The sequence below is a fragment of the Mesorhizobium sp. B2-3-5 genome, from assembly GCF_006442395.1.
Classification (GTDB): domain Bacteria; phylum Pseudomonadota; class Alphaproteobacteria; order Rhizobiales; family Rhizobiaceae; genus Mesorhizobium.
In genome coordinates this window covers 79,247-98,587 of the sequence record NZ_VFVX01000016.1, presented here as the reverse complement: position 1 = coordinate 98,587, position 19,341 = coordinate 79,247, and the positions used below count along the sequence as shown (strand labels likewise).

Below are 19,341 nucleotides of genomic sequence, written 5' to 3'. Positions count from 1 at the left end.
TGGCTAGCGCTCGCGATCGTCCTCGCGCGCACTCTTTTGCTGGATTTGCTTTTCCAGTTCCCGCAAGCGCGCATCACGCTTTGCCGACGGATCGGGCCGAGGCGAACGCTCCTCGGCCGACTGGACCAGCGCTGGGCGATCTGGTGCATTCTTCCTCGTAAAGGCGGCTAGGCTTTCATTTCGGGCCAGGCCTTCGTAAGCCCGTTCGCCGTCGCTCTTCGCGAGATGGTCGCTGTTGAATTCGCCACCCCGGTCTGTGCTCCCGGCTGCGATCGAGGCATCGTTGGCCGGCTTACCGCCCGCCCCACCGCTGACCTTCGCTGACGGTCGTGCCTCCACCCTGGCCGCTTGCGCGGCGGCCTTGTCTCGATCGTGGTCGCGACCTTGCCTGTCGGACCGTCCAAACGGCTCACGCGCTTGCAAATGACGGGGCGTGGGCGCTCTCGGTTCCTCGGCAGAACCTTCCCTGTCGTAGACACCTTCACCGATTGCTCGCTCCGCAATCTCGAGATGTTCCCGTCGGATGTCTATCACTTCGCGAGCTGCTGCGACAATATCGACGAAGTCCTTGCGCACCTCCGGCTCGATCGAGGCCGCCATGCGATCCAGTGCGGCCTCGACGCGCTGCTCATAGGCCTCAAACTGCCGACGTGTCATCTCAAGCATGGGGGGTTCCTCGCCTCCGATCAAGTCTCGAAACACGATCCAGTCGACCTTCGTTTTTACGATTTTATCACCAATATCACGCCAATCAATGTCATATTGACTGTTCGTGACGGCATCCTGAATCCGCTGGAGTCGACCCTCGGCAAACCCGGCGATCCCGCGATCCTGGCTGGTTCGCGCGAATGTCCGCCAAATCCGGATCACCTCCGCAATGTACAGGGCGCTTCGGTCCGAGTTCGCGACATTGCGCTGGTTCAGGCGTTTGGCGTCATAGCGCCGCTGCGCAGCCCGGCTTGTGCCCTCGTGCCTAGTTCTGCCGGCATAGCTGATGGGCCTGACCTGGCTACGCGAATAGGGCGGGGCGCTTGCAACATCGCGGCGATCCGTAAGCTCCATCTCGATGCCGCGCTCCCGCGCCTTCATTGCCATTGATGCACGCCATTCTCGAAACACCCGGGGACTTGTCTCGATGCGCGCTCCCGTGTCCGAGCGCATGGTAACAATGGCGTGGGCATGGACATGCGGGCGCTTGCCACCTTCCCCAAGCGCCTTCGGGTCATCGGCGGGACCGTGCATGGCAAAGACGTAGCGGTGCCCATCAAACTGGTCTCCGAGGAAGTCCCGCACGGCGCTGCGGAACGTGGTCTCATCCGTGCCGGCGCGCGCCGAGATGACTAGGTGCATGACGTCCCTGCCCTTGCGGCTGTGCAGTTCTTTGCGCCATTCCTTCTGCGCAAGATCGCCGGCCTGCGCGACAGTACCGATCCGACGTCCCTGATCGTCGCGGGCATTGCCGGCGAAGCGTTCGACCAACTCGCGGATGCGAGCGGTCGCAAACTGCACCCCATTGCCATGGCCATGGAATCGGAACGACGCCGCCACGTGGTTGCTGATATCCGTTTCGTTGAACCTCTGCTGGACAATGGCTGTGGCCTTGCGATCACCGGTCATGCGCTCACCCTGCCGGTCGCGAAGCACCAGCACTCCGCGCACATCAAGTTCTTCACCCTGGCCCTCGACCGCATACGCGAAACGACGTTCTCCGAAGCCCGCCTGCAGCACTGCGTGGATGATCTCGTCGCGGTCTCCGTTGGCTTTCGCCAAACCCTTCAGCGCGATGTGAAAAATGCCAATGTCCCGGCTCGCCGTCCGATTGTTGAAAAGGTGTTCCCATTCAGAGCGTATTTCCAAGAGCGCCGTTTTCCCCGGAACAAGTTCGCCCTTCTCGTTCTCGACTGCCAGTTTTCCACTTCGCGACGCATAGCTTATCATCGCGGCCACGCGCAGGCCGCCACCGTAGGAGGCTAGCTTCACGACCGCGGCCTGGCTTCCGCGCGCCAACCCTGCAAACCGTGACCGCATCGCGCGACCAAATTCGCCGCCTTCCGGCCGAAGCGAAACCTGGCCCAATCCGCGATCGTCTTTCCCCCTGCCTACACTATCTGGGTTGCCTTGAGGCGGGCTCCCCATCCCTCCCCTCCTCCGCCAATCCCAACCTATCTCCTCAGCCTGTCCTGGCTGCAGTTCATGAAGCAGCGCGGCGCGGCGCCGTTCCCATTCCTTTTCGAAGGCGCCAAGAAAGAACTCCATCAGCGTCCTCGGGCGCGTCTGGCGACACCTGCGCGTTTCGTCATCCCCGCGAGTTCGGCCGCGACGGTAGTGACAACGGCGCGAGCGTCGGCGGCAGCCGCGACAAGATCTGAAGGGGTTTCCAGGCGCCCGGTGTTCAGTGCACGAACCGCTTGGTTGAGTGCGTTGCCAATGGCTAGCATGTCTTGTCCCAGAAGTTCCATGATGGCGCGGTCCGCCTCATTCATGAAAGGCAGTACGCCGGCGCCCTCCAGCGCCAACGACCGCACGAACGCGGAAACAGTCATCCCGGCAAGCTTTGCTGCCGCATCGACGGCTGCGTAATCGTCGACGGATAGGCGAGTTCGCACCACCTTGTCCTTCTTTGAAGCCAAGCATCGGACCTGCCGATTTTCTCCAATCATAGTGCCCTACCGGCTCCCATAACCGCCGCAGGCGGCGGATCGAGGGCCCGTCCCTCGATCGTCAGGAAAATGTACCACATTTTTCCGTATCCTGCCAACCAAATAAACATCAAAAATCGGCAAACATGCCTATACACGCAAATTATCGTTGTCAGATTGACTCCATTTTTATACAATCATTCAAGTCCATGCAGACACAAATCCATGTTCCAACAGAGCTGGATTGGTGCGTGATTAGAAACACACATTCATGGAGAGCCCGCTCATGACGATCGTAATCTCTGCCATCAACGGCAAAGGCGGCGCCGGCAAGACCACCGCGTTGATGAACATCGCTGGCGAATATGCACTGCGTGGCGCAGCGGTCGCCATGCTCGATATGGATGGGCGAAGCAATCTGACGAAGTGGTGGAGCGACTGCCATGACAAGGATGCCCAGCCAGACGGCATCAGCGTCTTCGGCCACAAGACGGCCAAGTCGCTGGATGCGTTCATCCAGCGCCATGCGCAACGTTTTGACTACCTCCTCATCGACACGCCAGGGGAGGATATTTCCACAATCGATCCGGTGATCGGCTGGTCGGATCTGGTGATATCTCCGATCCAGCCGTCAAAGCGCGAGGTCCTCGGCGCGATCGACTGCTTCCAGTCGATCATCAGGATCAATGAGGCGGGCGCCGGTACCTGTCGCCACGGTGTCCTGCGAACCCGCATCTCGTTGACGGTCCGACAGACTGAACTTTACCGCAAGATCCGCCCGATCATCGAGGACAAGGTCGGGACCTATTTGTTCAGAACTGAAGTCATGGAACGCAATGTGTATAAGGACATCCAGAACGGCACCGGCACTCTCCAGATGCAGACGCTATCCCCCGCTGTTGTTAAAGCGCGCCGCGAGACGCAAGAAATCGTCAGCGAGATCGATGCTCTGTTGAGCCACGCAGAAGAAGAGCATGCTTCATGAGCCGCCGGGAAAGCCTCTCTCTGGACGAGTTCGCGCTTGCTGCGCGCAGGCAAGCCCCGGCTGGTGACGACCATCGCCGGTTCAACAACCTCGAGGCACACCGTGGGCTCGACAGCCCATTGCACGGTCCACGGGACCCACGACAGGAGGCCAGGAAGGCCCTGCGGCGCATGAAGCGAGAGCGGGTAAAGGGGGAAACTTGCTTTGTGAACGTCAACCTCGACCGACCAACAAAACGTCGGTTGAAATTGGCGTCATTTAATGCCGAGACATCGATGCAGGCAATCATGGAGCAGGCGATCTTAAAGTATCTGGATGACCTTGGCCTCTGAATGCGGCAACCGCCCGTCTCTCGATCGACCTTGGATAAAGGCAATTTGATTGCGGGCCCCTCACCTGTTAGGCTTAGGGCCAGGTTAGCCCTTTTTTTCCCCAGATCGGGCATTTGGAGGCGAAGAATCGCGTCTTATTGACGTGCTTCAGCGGCGCAGACGGGAGCAGGCGAAAGCTGTCGCATGGCAATCAAGGACGTCCAAAGATATATTGGTGAGCATGGTCTCGTCGAAACGGCAGACCCTGAATGCGACAAGCCGGTCTACAGGAAACCGGGTTTCGAAGGCATCCGTAGCTTCGGCGACATGGAGTGGGCTTTCAGCCGGTTCATACGCGAGCGCCGCGATGCCAGGCGCCTCAATCGGGCGCAGATGGGCACAATGGTCGGCCTGCATGAGACAATCTTCGCGCGCTATGAGCGCGCGTTTTCAAAGCTGCACGCGACGCGACTGATCCATATATGCGAGATTCTGGACTGTTCACCGATCGAGATGATCCACTCGGCGGCCCCGCATTTTTTCGGTGAGAATCGGGAAGAGGCTGACGACAAGCTGAAACTGATATTGCGGGTGCTTGACATGCCGGCGTCGACCGCATCGAGCCTATTGAACCTCGTCGAGGGGCTCGCCGGCGAAGAACCCGGCGACGATCCGCGCAAGCGGTGATGCGGTCACCATAAAAACCACCGATCGCGGCGGCTTATCCCGTTTGTACGCCATACCGGCCACAGTGCTGTTGGCCTCACCCGCGCAGGCTCGACAACCATCAACATCTTGAATCGGTGCCCACCAGTTGATTCAAAAAATGCGTTGGACGGACCGCGGGCGACGAAAGAAAATCCGGTGCATGAACACTATGCATCCCGTATTCCTGCGCCGAACCGATGCCGCTCGCAATATGGCCCGGTACTATGTCCTGTCGTTGCAGCCCACGCTTTTCGGCGAAGTGTCCGTCGTACGGCAGTGGGGACGGATTGGCACGCGAGGCCGTCAGAAGATCGATTTTTTCGAAGATGGCAATGAAGCAGATGCGGCGCTGTCGCGGCTAGCTGAGCGAAAGGCCAAACGCGGATATGCGGGCAAGGGTCCGTGAGATGCTCCATGCCTTCCGCGTCCAATGCAGGAACGCAGCGCTGGTCCCATTCAACGGGGGACTACAGATGATCACGTACCGTTCGGACCCACAGGGGTGCCTCATGGGCGCGAAGCCAGTTTCTTGACGGCCAAAGCCACGTCCCTCCGCCTCGCCGTGGACTGATTTCGTGACCGACGGGCCCCGGCCTGGAGGCCGGAGCCCTGCGGGGACCTCAGTCGCTGCGCCGCCCGTTTGGGCGCGACCAGATCAGCGACAGGCCCTCGCCGTCTTCATCGGCGAACAGGTTGGCGTAGATCGGAGCGGTGAAGCTGGGGTCGTCGAGCTTGAGACCCAGGTACTTGCGGCCCTCATTGGACTGCTTGGACCAGGCGGCGCCGATTTCGATCCGGCCGACGAAGACCCGGTGGCTGGGAGCGTTTTCGCCGCTGGAGCGCGTATCGGGAACGATACGGACCTTCTTGGCCTGGAGGGAGAGGGTGACGATCTCGCCGTTGAACTCGTTATCGCCGGACTGCTGGAAGTTTCCGATGGTAGCCATTGTCGTTCTCCTGACTGGTTTGCTCGAAACCGCCCTATGCGGCCTCGATAGCGGTCATGAGGCGACGGTTTGGCCGACTGCATCCTACGGGCCGAAGCGTCAGCGGAGGACGGCGGTAGCCGAGCTTGTTGCCCCGCGAGGAATGCGGCAAAGCCGCAGGGGAAGAAGGTCGGTGAAGCCGTTGCAGGCCAAGGCCGGGACGGCGCCAGACCAGCCAGAAGAGAGGCCGTATAGGGAGGTTCAGCATCGGTCTCACGAGAACGACGCTGGTTGTCGGTCCTTCTGCCATGCATTCGGCACAAGCGGCGCGATCCTTCCGCTTCATGAACTTGACGTCAGAGCTTGTTTCCTGATCCGCGCTGATACGCGGATTAGCCTCACATCCGGTCGCCACTCGTGTGGCCACACCATAATCCCGCCTTCGACGGCAAGGACTCAGGAGGACGGGACCAGTCTCGATGACGGCGTATACCCCACGCCGCAACGCGCTCGTCAGCCTGGTTCCGGCCGGGCTGATCAGGCCCGGGCCGAACTGCGATTCACCAAAGTCGTCATGGCCTGACGAGAGCTCCCTGAACCACCACGCCACCGCTGACATACTTCCACAAGCCACGACCAGCTTGCGGACCGGCGCGGTGATCATCACAGTCTTGAAGCGACCGTCATTCCGGGCAACGCAGTTCCTTCAAAAGTTGCCGCAGCCCGTTCTTTACAAGTTGCGCAAGCTCCTTCTTGCATTAGGGGACGCCTTGCCCCAACAGGCGCATCTTGTTGCCATCGCACTTCACCCGTCGCCATCGTCGGCGGCAAGGTTTGAGCAAACCAAAACATCGTTTCGGTCATGTTGACCGAATTTCCGTTGGGTTCTGATTTGGACAGTAATTTGAAGCGACGCCGATAATTGCCGTTCGCATCGCTGGAGATGGCGCTGGCACTATGTGCCCCCTTTGCCATACCTCCATACCGGGATACCAAGCCTGTCCGCCTTGTCGGCAAGATTGTCCTGAATGCCGGTGCCAGGGAAATGTATGACACCGATCGGCATGACATCGAGCATCTGGTCGTTGCGCCTGAACGGTGCCGCCTTCGCGTATTTGGTCCAGTCAGGGGCGAAGCCGATCTGCGGCACGTTTCGATTTGTAGCCCAAAGCGAGGCAATCTTCTCTGCGCCCTTAGGTGACTTACCGTGGATCAGCACCATGTCCGGGTGCTTGGCATGGACCTGATCGAGCTTGGCCCAAATCAATGTGTGGTCGTTGAAGTCGAGCCCGCCGGTGAACGCGACTTTCGGACCTGCCGGCAGCAATACTTCGTTGTCTGCACGCCTCTTGGCGGCAAGGAAGTCGCGGCTGTCGATCATTGCCGAGGTCATATGCCGATGGTTGACCATCGATCCGTTGCGGGGGCGCCAGCCTGAGCCGGTGTGCTGCTCGTAATGTTCGGCGGCCTGGTCTCGCATCAGTTCGAAGGCATCGCGCCGCTCGATAAGGGTCTGGCCCTGGGCGATCAGGCTTTCCAATTCGACCGCCTTGATCTCGGTGCCGTCCTGTTCCCGCTGCAGACGGCGTTGGGCCTGCTCGTTGTCGTCCAGTTGCCGCTCGATCCTGAGCAGCGCGCGATGGAAGACATTGGTGACCGACCAGAGCAGGTCGTCGAGGTCAGGCTCGAGGCGTGTGTCCTCGAAGGTGACAACAAGGGCGTCGAAGATATCCGCCACGGCACCCGCCACATGGTCGCCTTCGGGAAGCGGGCGCGGGTCGGGCTCTTCGGCGAAGGGGCGCCAGCCATAGAGCTGGAGTTCGGTGAGGACGTGATCGGTTGGCGATGCGGCGCGGTGCGGTGCGGTATCGTCGTGCTCGCTCATGGGGGTTCTCCCGTCGGCTGGACCGCGACCCCTCGCGGCCTTCATGGCGACGAAAGCCCACACGTGGGACGGCACGGCACCAGGAGCGAAGCGGAGGGCCGGAGCGCAAGCAGAGGATGGCGGCGGCCGGCTATTTTGCCTCGCGATGGAAAGGCGTCGCGCTTGGTCGCTATCTCTCGCCAAGACTCGCCCGCCGCCGGAAAATAGTCGGCCTCCGCCATTGCCAGGCCGGCCCGCTTGTGGGCCGATCGCCCTCTCGAAGGCCGGGGCTGCGGCTCTTTCCGGCGGTGGCTCATCGGCGGCGGTGACGCCCTTGACCGTGCCGCGCCGCTTTTCGTTTCCAGGTCAGGCCGCCCGATCGAGGAAGCGACTGCGATCCCGTTGGACGAGCTGGCCCGCGATTGTCGCGCGAAGAGCGGCGAGGCCTCGATCGTGAAGATCTTCGTTGAAGTCCTTCCCTACCGGCGAGAGAACGATGGCTTCGATCCCGGCCTCCCTCGCGCGCTCCATCAAGTTGTCTCGCGCACCGTCACCGGCTGGGTCCTTGTCACGGATGATGTAGAGCCGGCGTAATCCCGGCGGAAAGAGGATGGCGGCGAGATGGGCGGCGGAAAGCGCGGCTGCCATCGACATCTCTGGCAAAGCGCATCTGAGCGACAGCGTCGTTTCGATGCCTTCGCCTGCCGCCATGACGCTCCCGGGCCTATCAAAGCGCACGGCGTTCCCAAGAAGGTATCCCATGGCGCGGCGCGGCGTTTCGACGGGCGCCTTGCCCACGCCGCGCCGGGCCAGCCAGGTGCGGTGCGCGCCGGTCAGCCGCCCATCGAGATCGGTGACCGCGGCGATCATTGCCGGCCAGGTTTCGGTCCCCCCGTTGTCCTCAGGCCGATAGTAACAGCGCGGGTGAAAGCGCAATGATCCGGCTCCAACCAAAGTCGTGATGGCGCGCCGGCGCAAATACCTTTCGACAGGCGTGCCGATGATCGGCCTGGACATGGCGAAGAGTCGCCGAGCGGCTTGCGACGATCCGATAGGGACCGGATCTGGTCTCGTCATCGGCCGTCCCGGTGCTTGCTCTGGCCTGGGCATGGCGAGAAAGGCGCGCGCTTCCTGGGCGATGTCCTTGAAGTCGATCAGCCCGAGGGACTCGCGGATCACGTCGAGCAGGTCGCCATGCTCGCCGGTCGCCGCATCGGTCCATTTCCCCGCCGGTCCCTTCGACGAGGACGTGAGGCGAACGAACATGGAACGACCCTGCGTGTTGCGGACGTCCCCGACAAGCCAGTATCTACCGGAGCGGCGGCCATTCGACAGGTAGTGCCGGCATACCGCCTCGGCATGGCAGCCGAGACTGTTTGCAAGATCGGCAGCGTCGTGGCGGGTCATCATGGAGCCTCACGCTGGCTGATGCGCTCGATCGGATAGCGGCCAAGCACGCGTTCGAGCACCGCCGGGCCAGCGGCGGCGGTCGGCACGAACATCCTGAGTTTCCACGAGATGATTTCGTGAAACAGCCCATAGGCCGACAGCTGCTGGCGCATGGTGTCGGTGAAGCCGGACAGTTCGAGGCGCCATGCCCCCATGACGCGGCTGCGTCGAAGCTGGAGGCCTTCCGCGAGAACGAGAACAGTGCCGCCGTCCATCAGCGCGGCAAAAGCCTGCTGCGGCGAGAGCGACGCGGTACGCGTGGTGGTGGCGTTGGCCGCCCAGGCCGGCGAGACCTTGCGGCCGATGATGCGCTCGCCCGCATCGGTCTGGAGGCGATAGACCCGGGCCGACTCGTTGGGGAGCCGCTTCCAGATCGGCAGCAACAGGCCGGTCACCATATGCAGGACGGAGTCGGAAATATCCGGCACCTCGCAAAGTTCGGTCGTCCACGTCGCGGCGAAGGCATCGCGGTCAGCCTCGACCCAACGCGTCTCCCCCATTATCTTGAGGGGCATGGTCTGGGCGTCCATCGGCCGAACCAGCCGCACCCGCCGCTCGATCTCACCATCGTCGAGCATGATGCTGGTCGTCGGAACCTGCACGGCGGCGCGGCGCGACTGCTCGTTGATCAACAGTTTCGCACGAGGGTCGGCGAGGTGATCGAATGCGACGTCGAGCGCGACCGGACGGTTTCGCCTGCGCTCTGTTATGGTCAGCAGCCGCGTTTCGGCACCGGTGCGCGGATGCGTGTAGATGACCTGCCGGTCGGTGACGAGAAAGCTTTCAGCCCGCAGCGTCTCCAGCCCGGCGTCGTACGCGCCCGAAGCGATGGAGCCCTCGATTCTGGCCGCAAGCAATTGCTCGAATGCACCGAACAGCACGCCCTGCAGCCCGATGGTGAGCGCCAGCAGGCGATTGAGGAAGGTGGTGATCGGCGGCAAGTCATCCTTGATACCGTTCGCATCCATGAGCTTCAAGCCGGTGGCGGCCTCGAAGCGTTCGAGCGAGCAGCCCTCGACCTTACCACGCGCGATCAGCAGATAGAGCTGGCGCAGCGCGTCGCGGGCGTAGTGGCTCTCCAGATTGTCCTCGGGCCGGAACAGCCCCTGACCACCGGTCTGGCGCTGGCCACGCGTGATGGCGCCCAGCGTGTCGAGACGCCGGGCGATCGTCGACAGGAAGCGCTTCTCAGCCTTCACATTGGTGGAGATCGGCCGAAACAGCGGCGGCTGGGCCTGATTGGTCCGGTGCGTCCGCCCCAGTCCCTGGATAGCGGTGTCTGCTTTCCAACCGGCCTCGAGCAGATAGTGGACGCGCGGCCGCGTGTTCCGGGCCGAGAGTTCAGCGTGATACGACCTCCCCGTCCCTCCCGCATCACTGAAGACCAGGATGCGCTTCTGGTCGTCCATGAAGGCAGCCGCCTCGGAAAGATTTGCCGAGGCGGCGCGGTTCTCGACGGCCAGCCGCTCTCCCTTGCGCACGACGCGACGGCAACGGCCGGTGACCTCGGCCACCACATCCACACCGAAATGTTGGACGATCTGATCGAGTGCGCCAGGCACCGGCGGCAGGCTGGCCAGTTGGGCGATCAGTTCGTCGCGCCTGGCCACCGCCTCGCGGCTCTCGACCGGCTGGCCATCGCGATAGACCGGGCGTGACGACAGATTGCCTTCGCTGTCGGTAAACGGCTCGTAGAGCTGCACCGGGAAGGAATGGGCAAGGTAGTCAAGGACGTATTCCCTGGGGGTGATGTCGACGCGAACGTCGTTCCATTCCTCACTGGGCAGTTCGGCTAGGCGCCGTTCCATCAGCGCCTCACCGGTCGAGACAATCTGAACGACCGCGGCATGGCCGTCGTCGAGGTCGCGGGTGATCGACCGGGTCAGGGTCGGTGTCTTCATCGACGTCAGAAGATGTCCGAAGAAGCGCTGCTTGGCGGACTCGAAGGCGCTGCGAGCCGCCGATTTGGCCTGGGCGTTAAGCGTGCCGGTGTTGCCGGTGATGTTTGCCGCAAGCATGGCCGCATCGAGATTGTTATGAATGACGGCAAAGCCGCCGGCATAGGCGTCGTAGATGCGCACCTGTTCGGGCGTGAGTTCGTGCTCGAGCAGCTCGTATTCGACGCCGCTGAAGGAGAGCGAGCGTGCCGTGTAGAGGCCAAGCGCACGCAGGTCGCGGGCCAGCACTTCCATGGCCGCCACGCCGCCGGCTTCGATGGCCTCGACGAATTCGGCGCGGGAAGAGAACGGAAAGTGCTCGCCGCCCCACAGGCCGAGCCGCTGGGCATAGGCAAGATTGTGAACGGTGGTGGCGCCGGTCGCCGAGACATAGGTGATGCGCGCATTGGGCAGCGCGTGCTGGAGCCGCAGCCCGGCACGACCCTGCTGAGAGGCCGCTACATTGCCACGTTCACCCTTGGCGCCAGCGGCGTTCTGCATCGCGTGCGCTTCGTCGAAAATGATGGCTCCATCGAAATCGGAACCCAACCATTCGACGATCTGCCTGACCCGCGAAACCTTCTCGCCGCGCTCATCGGAGCGCAGCGTGGCATAGGTGGTGAACAGGATGCCTTCATGCAACGTGACCGGCTTGCCTTGCGGGAAGCGGGACAGCGGAGTGATCAGCAGGCGCTCCATGCCGAGGGCCGACCAATCGCGCTGGGCATCCTCGATCAGCTTGTCGGATTTCGAAATCCATACTGCCTTGCGGCGGCCTCGCATCCAGTTGTCGAGGATGATGGCGGCGGATTGCCTTCCCTTGCCGACGCCGGTGCCATCGCCCACCATGAAGCCCTGCCGAAAACGGATGGCGTTGGCCGCATCGTCGCGGGCAGCGGTGACGACATCGAAAGTCTCGTCGACTGCCCAGGCCCCGGCGAGATATTCGCCATGCGCCTCGCCGGCATAAATGATGGTCTCGAGCTGCGCGTCGGAGAGCAGATCGAGGATGTTGCGCGGCAGGCGCGGCCGATAGCTGGGCTTGGGCGGCGAAACGCTTGCCATCGCCGCCGACTGCACGAGTTGGGTCGGATGTGCCTGTGCGCCGGGAATACGGATCGCCTGGAGCTCGTATTCCTCATAGATCGCATCACTGATGGCGCCACTTTCGGCCACGTGCCGATCGACGGTCTCATAGGTAAGATCGACGCCTTCGGGACAGGCGAGTGGTCTCGATATCGCGGTCCTGGCGGAGCGGGTTGCGTGACCGCGAATGGTTCGCGGTGCGGTCGAGGCCGACACTCGGGTCGTTGCGGTCGACAGCGTCACCGGCATGCGCGCGGGCACGTGCTCACAAATCCAGTCCATGAGCGTGGCGGCATCAGGCGCGACGCCCGGTGCTGCCGGGAAGGCACCCGGGTTCTGCGCCGGGATCTTGTCGATGACGGTCAGTCGTGTATCGATCGTCGTGCCGTGCTTTGCATAGACCGATCCATCGATCGCGGCCGAGAACACCACCCGGCCGCGCTCTTGCAAGCGCGCGAAGGCCAAAGCCCAGACTGGATTGTCGGGTGCAAAGCTGGCCCCGGTGATGGCCACCAGCCGTCCCCCGGGAGCGAGACGCGCCAGCGCCGAGGCGACATGGCGCAATGCGGCATCGGCCATGTGCCGTTCGACATCGGCCATGACCGAGAATGGCGGGTTCATCACCACGACGCTGGGCACCACGGCCGGATCGAGATGGTCGTCGATCTGGGCGGCGTCGAAACGGGTGACGGGAACGGCGGGGAAGAGCGAACAAAGAAGGCTGGCACGTAGACCGGCCAGTTCGTTGAGGATGAGCGTGCCCCCTGCGGTCTCGGCAAGGATCGCCAGCAGCCCGGTGCCGGCCGAAGGCTCCAGCACACGGTCAGCCGGGGTGATGGCGGCTGCCGTCGCCGCAGCCAGCCCAAGGGCGACGGGGGTCGAGAACTGCTGGAAGGCCTGCGTCTCTTCTGAACGGCGCGTATGGGTCGGCAGGAGGCCGGCGATCCTCGACAAAGCGGCAAACCGCGCAGCCGGAGATGCGGCTTTGCGAAACAGCGCCTTTCCGTATTTGCGCAGGAACAGAACGGTCGCGGTCTCGCAGGCGTCATAAGCGGCCTTCCAAACCCAGGCGCCGGTGGCGTCGGAAGCGCCGAAGGCCGTCTCCATCGCCGCGCGCAGCTTGGCCGCGTCAACACGTTCGCCGCGTTCGAGGTCGGATAGTATGAGGTAGCCGGCGGCTACGACAGCGGCGGCGGTATCGGTCTCGCAGGTGAGCGGGAGCGACGCGGCGGACGTGGCGGACGAGATCATGTTCATGGTGCAATCCTTGGGAGAGCGGGACAGGGACCGAGCCGCACGGTGCTCTCTCTCTGGACCGCATCGGCTCAAAACCGTTCCGGCCGCCTCTTCCTCACAAAGGCCACGTCAAGGCCGACAGGAAACAGGCGCTCCGCCGCGGGCGGAGCGCCTGTTGATGTCAGGTGATCGCGATCATGCCCGGCGGCCGGGTCCGTCTTCCGGCACGAAGCCGGCAGGGTCGTTCGGATCGGGCGGCAGATAAGCGTCGTATGGATTGCCATCGGCCAAATGGCCAAACGGTGTGAACATGTAGTCGCCGCCATCGCGTCCGACAGCGCAGATCACGTAGCGCGGCTGGCCGGTTTTGGCATCCGCGCATTCCATTAATGCGAGGTTGCCGTCGCTGGCGGCTCGAAGCAGCGTCTGGAAATTGCTGCGGGCGTGGTCTGGGATGCTCATGTCGGGCCTCCCGTCTCTGTCGGTTCATGGGGAGCGTTGGCCAGAATCGCTTCGCCTACCGAGATGGGCCACGCGGCCTTGCCCATCCATTCCGCCGCGGTTACCCTGCCTGCCTGGGCGTCGCCAACCATGATCTTGGGCAGGCCGGGCAGACGTTCGAAGTGGGCTGCCTGGCGCTGCACCGTCTCCTTGAAATGGCCCGGCACCGGGATGGCGGCACCACGGCAGGCAGCATCTGCGCCTTGCCAGATGCCGGTGATATGGGTCTCGCCAGCAGGCTCGTAGCCGAGCCGTTCAGCGGACCAGTCATCGTCCCCGATGGCCAGCCGATAGGCCGCTTCGGGCGTATCGGCCAGATAGCTGCGGTGCCGGAAGACCGGCAGGCGGTAGCTTGTCTCTATGTTGAATGCGGGCATCGTGCTGCTCCTGATTAAAACGCCGCCCGGCGCTCTTTTGAGAGCCCGGGCCGTGGTGTCTGAAGATTGATGCTGGGTGGGGCGCTAGGCGGCTCGCCCCGCCACTCGCCCTTTGGCGACGTCGGCGCCGACTTCGTCCGCGGTGACCTCTTCAAGGCGCACATTGCGGTATCCGGTTTTGGCCAACCAGAGTTCCGCCGCCTCCCGGCTCTCGGCGAGGTGCGGCAACTCGTTATCGTCGCCGATCTGCCCCACAACGCGGACTATGCCGATACCGGGTCGCTCGACGATCTCGGGACCGAGCCCGCTGTTAACCGAGCGGGAGCGCATGACGGTGACGAGGATGACGCTGTCGGAGGAACAGTTACCTGAGCGTGATCGAGGCTGGCGCGAAGCAGGTCGGACGGGCGCGCGGCGGTGCGTTAAGGACCGCCGCCTGAAACCGAAATTGGCCCGGCGCGCCGCCGGGCCATGAGGTGCAGGGGTCGGGGGCGACCGGAGCCGCCCGGGGTTGGATACTATTCGGCGGCGATCGCCTGCGCGGCGTCCGCTGAAACATCCGAGCTATCGCCCCCGTCGCCGGAGAGGAATTCAGGCAGCGCCTCAACCTCCTCGGCCTGCGCCTCGGTGCCCCAGAAATCACCGATCAGGCGAAGCGGCTCGGGCAGCCAGCCGCTGTCGGCCAGCAGGCGCTCGGCCTCCCTGGCCATGTCCCCCTTTTTCATGTGGTCGATGAGCTGGGCTGCCTGCTCGCCGGCGCCCTCGCGCACCGCTTGGAGGATGCGGGACTTGGTGACGCGGCCGAGATAGTTGTCGACCGTCGGGCGCCAGCCCGCATCCACCATGTCGAGCCCGGTGGCGGCGGAGAGCCGGTCGGCCTCGCGCAGACGCTGGTCGAGCCCGTGCTGGGAAACGCCACCACCGCCATAAGGGTTTGGGCGTTCGTAGAGGGCGTTGATCCCATAGCTGACGCAATGCGCCAGCAGCGCCTGCCGGCTCGCGTCATCGATACCGTCGAGCCAAGCCCAGAGAGCCTCGTCATCGTCGAGCGGGATGTCGCCCTTCCATGCGTGATGGCGCTCGTCGAGCGCCTTGGCCGCCGGGCTGTCTTTGAGGCCGGCATCCTGAACCGGCAGATAGGAGTGCCGGATCGAGGCCTCGACACAGCCGTTCGAGGAACGCTGACCGAAAGTGTCGACAACAAGCCGATGCAGCAGCGCCGTGATTGCCACATGCGGGCTCGCGCCCACGGCGTTGCGCAGCGCGAGCGTGCGATGCGCGGTCAGCTCGATGACCAGGCGCTCTGGCAGCGGCTTGATGGCCTCGCCTTCATCCTCCTCGGGCTCGGATGCCTGGGCGCCGACGTTGATGGTAGTGCGATGAACCGAGGGATTGCCCCTGCCATCGACACTCTCCGTCGGATCCCCGGCGCCATCGCCGTCGGCCGTCTCCGGTGCCTCGTCGTCGGGACGTACATAACCACGATCGACGACGAGATTCCCATCGCGGTCGATGCTGATGAAAACCCCGGCGCGGCCGATTTCGGCCGGATCGTAGATCATTGGCCGGCTCTCGAAGGCCTCGAGCGCGGACTCGATCTCGCCAAGGCGTCGGTCGGCGTCGTCGGGGAGATCGTCGACCTCGCCATATTCGGCCTCCAGCCGATCGTATTCCGCGCGCAGGGCTTCGCGTTCTGCCCGTTCCTCCTCGGTCAGGTCGGCAGGGATGCCGGCGAGTGCTCGCAGGCCGTGATTGTGGCCATAGGGCAGATCGACGTCGACGACGATCCACTTCCAACCCTCGCCAGCGATCTCGTCGGCGACTGACTTGAGTTTCTCTCCCACCAGGCGGTCGAGCAGCGCGGGGTCCTGCATCCAGCCACCATTATCGGCTTCGAACAAATCGCGAAGCACGTTCCCGCCGGCGGCTACGAAGGTGTCGACACCGACGAACAAGGCGCGGCGGTCACTGACCCGAACGGTGGTTTCGGTCAGCATGCGCCGGATCTGATACGGTTCCTTCGACCACGAATTCTCAAGCGCCTCCCAGACCTGTTCCTGACGCGCATGATCGTCGGTCACGGTAAAGGCCATCAGTTGCTCGAGCGTCATGCCCTCCTGCTCATAGATCTCGAGCAGCTTGGGCGAAGCCTTGGCGAGCCGCAGGCGCTGCTGCACGAATGTCGGCGACACGAAGAAGCGCGCGGCGATCTCCTCATGGCTCGCGCCCCGGCCGTGCAGGGTCTGGAAGGCGCGAAACATGTCGAGGGGATGGAGATCTTCGCGCTGGAAGTTCTCAGCCAGAGAATCCTCCTCGATCGGCACCGTGCTGTGGGCGTCGGTCACGACGCAGGGCACCGGCTCTGTCTTGGCCATGCGCTTGTGCCTGACCAGCAATTCCAGGGCGCGATAGCGGCGCCCGCCTGCGGGCACCTCGAACATGCCGGTCTCGTTGCCTTCGTCATCCAGCGTCGGCCGGACGTTGAGGCTCTGGAGCAGGCCGCGCCGTTCGATCGAGGCGGCGAGGTCCTCGATGGTTTCCCCGCGCTTGATACGCCGGACGTTGGACTGGCTGAGCACTAGCTTGTGGAAGGGGATGTCGCGCGAGGCGTTGAGGGTGATCTTCTGCTTGGCGGTAGCCATCGAGATTTCTCCGCGACGGGCGGCCGAGACTCTCCCGACCTCCAAACCCGTCACCAAGGCAGGCGCCGCCCTCTCACTCTGAGGGCGGCGCCGCGCACCGGACGATCCAGGCAGGAACAGAGCCACGGACACGAGGTGCGCTTCGGCGGCTCCACGGTTTTCAAGAAGGCAGATGCCGGCCCGAGACAGTGTGGCGGATGAAAAGATGAGCCCGGCCGCACGGATGCTGCCCGAGCCCGACGGGCGGCCTCGGCCCAGATGGAGAGCGGCACTGTGCATGCCGACCACGATGTCGCGCTCGATGCCCCAGCTGGATGGCAGGCGGGCAGGCTTATCTCCATGGGCGAAAAGCTGCCAATCTCCGGATCGCCGCGATCGGCGATGCCGTAGAGACTGTCGCCATCGGCATGAGCTCGGTGGCGAGCCAGACGCCTTCGCCAATTGGGTTGAAGACCTTGACCACGGGCAAATGGTCGCCGCCGCGATTGCTGCAGTTGGCGAGCAGGCGCTCGCGCAGATCGGGCGCGCGAGGATGATCATGCCGCCCTCCCCCCGATCACAGGCTCGGCCCCGCCGACGTCTTGGGCCGGGACGAAGCCAAGCAGCCAGGAGGCCGCCTTGCTGGCATGGGACGCAGCGCGCACAATGGCACGGTTGTCCTGCCGCAGCACGTCGAGCCAGGAGCCGATGTAGTCCGCGTGGCGAACGGTCGGCACGATGCCCAGCGAGGCGCAGCAGAACGCAGCGTTCATCTCCGCGATCAGTTCCTCGAAGGCATACTTCTTCGTGCCGAAACTGCCGGTCATGTCGCGGTCGAGACGGGATCGATGTCCGGTGGCGTGGCCAAGTTCGTGAAGCGCTGTCCGATGCCAGTTGATCGTCTCGAAATAGGCCTGGGGCGGCGGAACCTGCACATAATCGAGCGCCGGAACATAGAAGGCTCGGTTGCCGCCGATGCGGAAGTCGATTGCCGTAGCGCGGATCAGCGCCTCGACCTTCGGCTCAATGAGAGCGCGTGGCGGAGGCGGAGCGACGCTCGCGACACCTTCCGGCAGATTCTCGCACTGTGCGGTGTTGAAGACGGTGAAGCGCTTCAGGAACGAGATCGCCTGGACTTCGTCGCCAGTGTCGCGCGCGCGCCGCTTCTCGTCGTCAGGCACAAATTGGTCGGCATAGACCACGGTCGTGCCGTGTTCGCCCTTGCGCACATTGCCGCCGAGCGCGACCGCCTGGCGAAAGGTGAGCCAGCTCTGGGCGCAAAACCCGTGATCGATCACGGCGCCCCACAGGATCAGCACATTGATCCCGGAATAGTGACGGCCGGTGGCGGCATTCCTGGGCATGGCGAGCGGCGCCTTGGCGGCCGCGGTCCCCCAGGGCTGGACCCAGGGCACGCACCCTGCCTGAAGATCGGCGATGATCTTGCCGGTGATTTCGTCGTAAAGACTCGCCCGCTCCGGGGCGGTTTGAGCGCATGTGCTTTTTCTGGACATGGCGGAGCTCCGCGACGGGCGCCGGGAGCCTCTCTCCCAGCTCTCAACCCGTCACGGCAACCCGGTTGCACTCTCCCTCTCAACCGACGGTGCGGCGCCTCCTGGCGCAGCTGCCTGATGAAGGCGCGCACCTCACAGATCTTTGTCGTCGCCGCGCGTAATGGTGCCTGATCTGCTGGCTGTCAGCATATGGACCGTCTGCTGCGGTAATTTTAGCCGTTTTGCATTGCCCAAAGGCCGCCGCTACGCCGGCGCGGCGAAGTTGATGACGTCCCTCCGGCCGTTCAGGACAGCGTTGCGGCCGGACCCTCAAGCGCGGAGCTGCGCAGCGTCATTTGGCACTATCGAGACAATAAGTGGAAGTGCGGTAACCCTTGATTCAACCATTGATGGTATTGTTGAGGGATGTGGTGGCGGCTCCGACAGTGCGGCGGGGGCTGTGTTGCCGGAGCCGCCTGCGCGGCCGGTTGGGGGTTTGACCGCGCTGTCCCAGAATAGGACAGCGCGGTCAACGATCCGTTAATCGTGTCATAAGTTTGCGCTGGCGACGGCACATCTTCACATAAGCCCCGACATGGAGAGTAGGTGGGCCACCTGCTTGCCAAGGCCAATTGTGGATTCGCCATCGTTGGTAGCAAAGTCCCAGCCGAAGAATGCTGCCCAGCAGAAAAGCAGAATCGAGAAGCGCATTAGCGATTTCTAAATTAGATCGATTGAAGGAAAGTTAAGGTATGAAACCGGCGTCACCTCGTGAGCCTCACGCCGCGCCAAGGTCATCAGCGCCAGGGTTCGCCAGTGAAGGAACAGGCGCAACGGACGGAACATCAGTCGAGATAAAGGCTGCACCCGCCACGGCGCGGACCAGCGGGTCCGGCGGCAGCAACGCCGGAGCGGGTGTCAGCGGCAGCACCTCAGGTACCCGCGTCAATGGCGGCACAGGTGTAAACGCTACCGGCTCGGGCGCGGCTACCGGCGGCACCATCGCCACCGATCCCAACGCGACGAATTCGACGAACGGCATGAACGACCGCTGCAAAGACGCTGCCGGCAACGACGTCGACAACAGTATCGCAAGCGGTACGACCACCTCGCCCTCACGAAACTGCAACAAGTAACTGGACGCCCGAACCCTTCAGGTCTGCCACTGACGGCGGACCTGAGGATCCCCGTTTCATCGTGTCATTCCC

At 63.4% G+C, this 19,341-nt stretch carries 18 protein-coding genes; 4 read left to right on the top strand and 14 right to left on the bottom strand.

Features of this window, described 5'->3' with window-relative positions:
- Positions 1-3: 3 nt before the first annotated feature.
- Positions 4-2,256: a hypothetical protein gene (locus tag FJ958_RS19105; protein ID WP_140744732.1), complete on the bottom strand. Its 2,253-nt coding sequence runs from the start codon at positions 2,254-2,256 to the stop codon at positions 4-6.
- A complete protein-coding gene (locus tag FJ958_RS19100) occupies positions 2,256-2,630 on the bottom strand; it encodes a plasmid mobilization relaxosome protein MobC (RefSeq protein WP_246679648.1) in 375 nt (124 codons plus the stop codon). The genes FJ958_RS19105 and FJ958_RS19100 overlap by 1 nt, the downstream gene beginning before the upstream one ends.
- A gap of 295 nt (positions 2,631-2,925) precedes the next feature.
- On the opposite strand from FJ958_RS19100, the gene FJ958_RS19095 reads away from it, so the two are divergent.
- The 4 genes from FJ958_RS19095 to FJ958_RS19080 all read left to right on the top strand — a co-directional run bounded on the left by FJ958_RS19095 (position 2,926) and on the right by FJ958_RS19080 (position 5,049).
- The gene (locus tag FJ958_RS19095) at positions 2,926-3,624 is read left to right on the top strand and encodes a ParA family protein (RefSeq protein WP_140744731.1); all 699 of its coding nucleotides are present in this window, start codon (positions 2,926-2,928) and stop codon (positions 3,622-3,624) included.
- Positions 3,621-3,956 (top strand): hypothetical protein, encoded by a 336-nt coding sequence (locus FJ958_RS19090; protein ID WP_140744730.1) that lies wholly within the window; start codon positions 3,621-3,623, stop codon positions 3,954-3,956. The genes FJ958_RS19095 and FJ958_RS19090 overlap by 4 nt, the downstream gene beginning before the upstream one ends.
- 183 nt (positions 3,957-4,139) lie before the next feature.
- Entirely contained in the window at positions 4,140-4,622 is a 483-nt protein-coding gene (locus FJ958_RS19085; protein WP_140744729.1) for a helix-turn-helix transcriptional regulator, read from the top strand.
- Positions 4,623-4,803: 181 nt separating this feature from the next.
- Positions 4,804-5,049, top strand: coding sequence for a WGR domain-containing protein (locus FJ958_RS19080; protein WP_140744728.1), 246 nt, complete (start codon positions 4,804-4,806; stop codon positions 5,047-5,049).
- A 214-nt stretch (positions 5,050-5,263) separates the two neighbouring features.
- Here FJ958_RS19080 and FJ958_RS19075 read toward each other — a convergent pair whose 3' ends face one another.
- From FJ958_RS19075 to FJ958_RS31625, 12 genes are all read right to left on the bottom strand, one after another.
- On the bottom strand, positions 5,264-5,590 hold the full coding sequence (locus FJ958_RS19075) for a DUF736 domain-containing protein (protein WP_140744727.1): 327 nt from the start codon (positions 5,588-5,590) through the stop codon (positions 5,264-5,266).
- 642 nt (positions 5,591-6,232) lie between these two features.
- A complete protein-coding gene (locus FJ958_RS19070; protein WP_140744726.1) occupies positions 6,233-6,544 on the bottom strand; it encodes a hypothetical protein in 312 nt (103 codons plus the stop codon).
- A complete protein-coding gene (locus FJ958_RS19065) occupies positions 6,525-7,454 on the bottom strand; it encodes a DUF2493 domain-containing protein (protein WP_140744725.1) in 930 nt (309 codons plus the stop codon). Before FJ958_RS19065 ends, FJ958_RS19070 begins: the two co-directional genes overlap by 20 nt.
- 345 nt (positions 7,455-7,799) lie before the next feature.
- Entirely contained in the window at positions 7,800-8,840 is a 1,041-nt protein-coding gene (locus FJ958_RS19060) for a toprim domain-containing protein (RefSeq protein WP_140744758.1), read from the bottom strand.
- A complete protein-coding gene (locus tag FJ958_RS19055; protein WP_140744724.1) occupies positions 8,840-13,162 on the bottom strand; it encodes a bifunctional class I SAM-dependent methyltransferase/DEAD/DEAH box helicase in 4,323 nt (1,440 codons plus the stop codon). Before FJ958_RS19055 ends, FJ958_RS19060 begins: the two co-directional genes overlap by 1 nt.
- A 174-nt stretch (positions 13,163-13,336) precedes the next feature.
- Positions 13,337-13,603, bottom strand: a complete 267-nt coding sequence (locus tag FJ958_RS19050; protein ID WP_140744723.1) for a DUF6117 family protein — start codon at positions 13,601-13,603, stop codon at positions 13,337-13,339.
- Positions 13,600-14,019, bottom strand: a complete 420-nt coding sequence (locus tag FJ958_RS19045; RefSeq protein WP_140744722.1) for a hypothetical protein — start codon at positions 14,017-14,019, stop codon at positions 13,600-13,602. Before FJ958_RS19045 ends, FJ958_RS19050 begins: the two co-directional genes overlap by 4 nt.
- An 84-nt stretch (positions 14,020-14,103) precedes the next feature.
- Entirely contained in the window at positions 14,104-14,349 is a 246-nt protein-coding gene (locus tag FJ958_RS19040; protein WP_140744721.1) for a hypothetical protein, read from the bottom strand.
- Between the two features lie 188 nt (positions 14,350-14,537).
- Positions 14,538-16,661 carry a ParB/RepB/Spo0J family partition protein gene (locus FJ958_RS19035; RefSeq protein ID WP_140744720.1) on the bottom strand — a complete coding sequence of 708 codons (2,124 nt, stop codon included), beginning with the start codon at positions 16,659-16,661 and terminating at the stop codon, positions 14,538-14,540.
- Positions 16,662-16,992: 331 nt separating this feature from the next.
- Positions 16,993-17,124 carry a DUF2958 domain-containing protein gene (locus tag FJ958_RS32050; RefSeq protein ID WP_246676911.1) on the bottom strand — a complete coding sequence of 44 codons (132 nt, stop codon included), beginning with the start codon at positions 17,122-17,124 and terminating at the stop codon, positions 16,993-16,995.
- A 73-nt stretch (positions 17,125-17,197) separates the two neighbouring features.
- A complete protein-coding gene (locus tag FJ958_RS19025; protein WP_140744719.1) occupies positions 17,198-18,154 on the bottom strand; it encodes a zincin-like metallopeptidase domain-containing protein in 957 nt (318 codons plus the stop codon).
- Positions 18,155-18,911: 757 nt separating this feature from the next.
- Positions 18,912-19,265, bottom strand: a complete 354-nt coding sequence (locus FJ958_RS31625) for a hypothetical protein (RefSeq protein WP_181176436.1) — start codon at positions 19,263-19,265, stop codon at positions 18,912-18,914.
- Positions 19,266-19,341: the final 76 nt, after the last annotated feature.